General features: G+C 41.6%; 5 protein-coding genes. All 5 read right to left on the reverse strand.

All coding sequences use genetic code 11. The annotated features are described in order from the left end of the window. Nucleotides 1–417 precede the first annotated feature (417 nt). A complete protein-coding gene (locus ACP6PL_RS07330) occupies nucleotides 418–612 on the reverse strand; it encodes a hypothetical protein (protein WP_426544072.1) in 195 nt (64 codons plus the stop codon). A gap of 380 nt (nucleotides 613–992) precedes the next feature. Further along, nucleotides 993–2,276, reverse strand: a complete 1,284-nt coding sequence (locus tag ACP6PL_RS07335) for a nif11-class peptide radical SAM maturase 3 (RefSeq protein ID WP_426544074.1) — start codon at nucleotides 2,274–2,276, stop codon at nucleotides 993–995. Between the two features lie 96 nt (nucleotides 2,277–2,372). Beyond that, nucleotides 2,373–2,819, reverse strand: coding sequence for a Nif11-like leader peptide family RiPP precursor (locus tag ACP6PL_RS07340; RefSeq protein WP_426544076.1), 447 nt, complete (start codon nucleotides 2,817–2,819; stop codon nucleotides 2,373–2,375). Nucleotides 2,820–2,893: 74 nt separating this feature from the next. Then, nucleotides 2,894–3,052, reverse strand: coding sequence for a hypothetical protein (locus tag ACP6PL_RS07345; protein WP_426544078.1), 159 nt, complete (start codon nucleotides 3,050–3,052; stop codon nucleotides 2,894–2,896). Between the two features lie 44 nt (nucleotides 3,053–3,096). Beyond that, nucleotides 3,097–3,795 (reverse strand): calcium-binding protein, encoded by a 699-nt coding sequence (locus tag ACP6PL_RS07350; RefSeq protein WP_426544080.1) that lies wholly within the window; start codon nucleotides 3,793–3,795, stop codon nucleotides 3,097–3,099. Nucleotides 3,796–4,210 lie beyond the last annotated feature (415 nt).

Raw genomic sequence — 4,210 nt, forward strand, 5'->3', positions numbered from 1 at the left:
AGGATGGGATGCCGAGGTCTCCGTTCCCTCCGGGACGCTACGCGAACGGCATATCCAATCGACCAAGAGAAAAGAAATAATATTTCCTTATATTCAATTCCCGAACGGTTTTAACCAGAGGTAATTATCAATTATCCATTATCAATTAATGAAAGATTTTTGGCTTTGACTTTTGATTTTTTAAATTGAGTAAATTTCGCTGGTTTGAAATTCACTTATAGCAGATCATTTCCTGTGGTTAAAACCCACGGCCTGAAGTACAATTGAGACTAATTTTTTCTAGGAAATCAGTCTCAATTTCAGTGATTTTCGGCATTGTGCCATTTTTTATCCACTACTGGCAGCAAGATAACCACCACCACCGACTTTCCGCATTTGTAGAATAGAAAACTTGGAGCATAAGGAGCATACTTATGCTCAAATAAAATCAAAATCTGTTTTTCTGCTATTTTCTTCTAAAAAATTTCCGCTTTTATCTAGAGCTTGCTTGGCTTTCAAAAGCACTTTCAAATAGGTTAATTGACTATTCCAAGCTGAACGAGGAAGCAGAGGTGATGATTCAGCCTTAGTTGTTTCCTCCCCCAGTTCGGCAATTTTAGAATTTTCTGCCATGATTTATCCTTATGTCAGTAATGAGTATCAAATCCGCTTGAATAGTTATAATTAAAGTTCGTAGTAAAGCTGAAGCCCTATCTATAAATTAGGGCTAAAGCCCTAGTACAAACAAAAACTTTTTTATCGTTGATTATCCGGACATGATATAATATTGAATCCGCTGGCAATGGAAGTGTTATAAGAAACCGGGTTTATGGGAGACAGATGTTAGTATAGTAGGGCATTTCATATAGAACCCATTTGGTATCCTTGCAATGGTCTAAAAAGCTAGAAGCTTAGTCGTCTGTGGTAGAGAAGCACGCTCGGGAAAAAAGATTAAAAAATAGTCCAACTCTATTTTTAAATAGATCTCTTCAGGGGTTCTATAAACCTGGTTTTTATGCTTTATTTATACCGACACTACCGGATTTGATATAAGCAACTTCGAGTTCCTCTTGCCAACTTTCTGACCACTGGATGTTGTCAGCACTAAACCCTAATGGGTCATTTTCTGGTAAAGGAGCGTCCATAGGCTCCACAATTAGCTCAAATTCACCATTGTCAAAAGGAAGCCCTTGCGCTTTGACTTTTGGAACTACCCGCTCTCGTAAGCCTCGCTCTGCATGGACAAGAGCGCGATGATGGCAGTAAGGATTGTTACCTCTCTTGTCGAAGAAAACATGAGCAGTCCAACTGCAACCACCACGGCAAAGTTCGGCAAATTCGCAGGTTTTACAAAAACCCCATAGGTGTTTTGTCCCTTCGGGTGTTCCTGCTCCCAGATTCAGGCGCAATTGTTCCGTATTTTCAACAATATCTCGAAGAGAACGGTCTCTAATATTACCACCTGTGTAAGCGGTAGTAGGTAGGGAAGGACAACCTTTGATGGCTCCGTCAGCTTCAATTCCCAAGGTGGAAAGTCCGGCTGCACAGCCTTGCCAGAATGAGAATTCATGCTCGTTTCCCCTTCCCCGTAACAATCGCTCGTAAGGACCATAGTAACCAATATTATTTCCTGCCTGGATCTGCACGCCTTCCCGGTAGGCACGACGGGCAACCCTGGCTAACATGGGATAAATGTCTAGTAATTCATAAGGTTGTAAGAGTATATCCGCATTATCAGCAGCATTACCCATGGGGACGGTAAGTTGAATCTGCCAAGCACGAGCACCTGCATCGCGGATACACCCATAAATGTGGGGAAATTCTGGGGCTGAGAGGCGATTAATTTGGGTGTTACAACCGAAGGTAATCTCAACTTCTCGCAGATGGCTCATGGTTTTAAAGGCATATTTCCAAGAGCCTTTTCTTCCCCGCAAGCGATCGTGAGTTGATTCCAAGCCGTCAATAGAAACAGAGACGGTGCGAATGCCCGCTTGTTTCATTTTTTTTGCAGTTTCTAGGGAAATGCCATACCCGCCAGTAGTCATACCGCACAGCATTCCTGCTTGGGTAATGGCTTCGGCAATTTCCAGCCAGTCTGGACGCAGAAAGGCTTCACCACCAATGAGGGTGACTTCTTTGATCCCGACTTCTGCCATTTGTTGGACGAGATCCAATGCTTCCTCTGTAGAAAGCTCTTTGGTACGTGCATTGCCAGCGCGGGAACCGCAATGGCTACAGGCCAGATTGCATTTTAGGGTTATTTCCCAAACTGCGTAACTGGTGCGACTATATGACATAACTTACTCACCTGATAATAGGGGCAATGTTTACAAAACCGATCAATCAAAACTTTGAAAGTGTTAGGTTTCACCCTCGCTCTACCCAACCTATAATTAGATAAGTTCTGGCGGCTTAATGACACCATACATCGGCTGGATATCGATGGGTGGACTAATGACGATACCATACATCAGCTGGGGTTCTGGATATGGAAGAGGTTCCGGCTCAGGTTTTGGAGGCGGTTGAATCACTACCCCGTACATTGGTTGAAAAATTGGATCTTTTGGGAATCTTTTCCTCCACCAAAAATCTTTCCCCCACCCACCAACGGCACTCACTAATTCCTCTTCGCTGAGTTCGTGAAACTCACCTAATTCTTTTAAGTCCAAGATTTGGATGCTGGCTGTTTCAAATTCTTCTTGAGAAAAGTTATAACCACTATCCGTCATTACTTTTCTTACTTCTTCGACTTTCTCACTCATCAATTGAGTGCGGAAAGATTCGTCTTTGACTACTCTGATGAGGAAGTCTTTGACTTTCTCTAAAATTTCTAGGGACATAGTATTTTTTTTATTTAAAGATTACTTTTTTGGATAGAAGCAGATTTTGAATAACTGCGAGAACTAGATTTTATCTAACTGTTAGATTTATTAACATATGAAATGTTGACAGAAACGCTTTGACTAATCTTAATTTCAGCATCGCCAGATGCCTTGGCAACACTTTTAGCTTCGGCAATAATCTTGCCATCTTGTAAAACTATTCGTTTAGCTAGAACCTCATATCGCTCCATAATCGCCTCTTCGTAGTTTTAGATATTTTCTGATTGAAAGTGTTTTAGACTGTCAGATCGACTCCTGCAAAAACTGCAATCAGTTCGTTACCTTCAATAATAAGAGTATCGACTGGGGTAAAAATAGACGCAGTTCCTAGGATAAAATTCTCAGGGGGAACAACCGGGCTAAATTCCAACTGATCTATGCCTTTCTCAAAACCCAAAATTAGCGCATAATCACCACCTGCAAAAATTTCTTGGAAAATATTGCCAAAGCCACTTTTAGTATAAAATGAGCCAGCACTATCTCCCAGCACAAAAGTATCGCTAACACCATCACCAACTGGATTACCGTTACTATCGAGAGTACCGCCAATTAAAATATCTTGCTCAAGCGGAAAATTGCCTATTCCACTATTGCTCCCGCCAACTAAATTGTCACTGCCAGTACCCCCCAGGAGAACGTCACTACCGATACCACCATTGAGCTGATCGTTGCCTGCACCGCCATCCAACTGATCATTACCCAAACTGCCATCTATGAGATCATCACCGTTCCCGCCTTCGACGTAATCATCGCCATTCTTGGCAAACAACAGATCGTCCCCATCCTGCCCAAACATGACATCATCATTACTCCCCCCATCAATAAAGTCTTCGCCAGTGCCCCCAAAAAGCACATCCCTGCCAAATCCACCAAACATCCGATCGTCGCCACCTAAACCATCCAAGAAACTATCAGCGAACCTCGACGAGACCATAAAATCTCCGTTCTCGCTTCCAGTTTGTTGACTGTTGCCAATGGCTCCAATTCTCTCTTGGATTTCAGCTATTCTCTCGTTAATGCTGTCGAGAATTTCTTGTGTATCAACCATTTTTTTTATCTGATAAAATAATTTTGTAAATAGAATAAAAATTTTCTACTTGATCTGCTCCTAAGAACTAAGAGTTTCGACAAAAGGTATGTTACTAATTAGCAATTTGCTGATCACCTACCTCCTGTCTATTGATTAAACGCTGAAAGCTGTTATTAAGCTTTCAGCAAATTCTATTACAACAGAAAAAGAAGGTAATGATTAAGTTCCTAGTTCCACTATAGGGAACTAGAGGAACTTTACTTGTCACTTTCTGAAAAATAAGAGGTGATATCAATGCTTATTGCCCACTAGTACTGAA

The organism is Dapis purpurea BLCC-M126 (assembly GCF_050015975.1).
Classification (GTDB): Bacteria; Cyanobacteriota; Cyanobacteriia; order Cyanobacteriales; family Microcoleaceae; genus Trichodesmium.

Coding starts and splice junctions, on each gene's coding strand:
- ACP6PL_RS07330 (WP_426544072.1), bottom strand. CDS start 612: ATGGCAGAAAATTCTAAAATTGCCGAACTGGGGGAGGAAACAACTAAG.
- ACP6PL_RS07335 (WP_426544074.1), bottom strand. CDS start 2,276: ATGTCATATAGTCGCACCAGTTACGCAGTTTGGGAAATAACCCTAAAA.
- ACP6PL_RS07340 (WP_426544076.1), bottom strand. CDS start 2,819: ATGTCCCTAGAAATTTTAGAGAAAGTCAAAGACTTCCTCATCAGAGTA.
- ACP6PL_RS07345 (WP_426544078.1), bottom strand. CDS start 3,052: ATGGAGCGATATGAGGTTCTAGCTAAACGAATAGTTTTACAAGATGGC.
- ACP6PL_RS07350 (WP_426544080.1), bottom strand. CDS start 3,795: ATGGTCTCGTCGAGGTTCGCTGATAGTTTCTTGGATGGTTTAGGTGGC.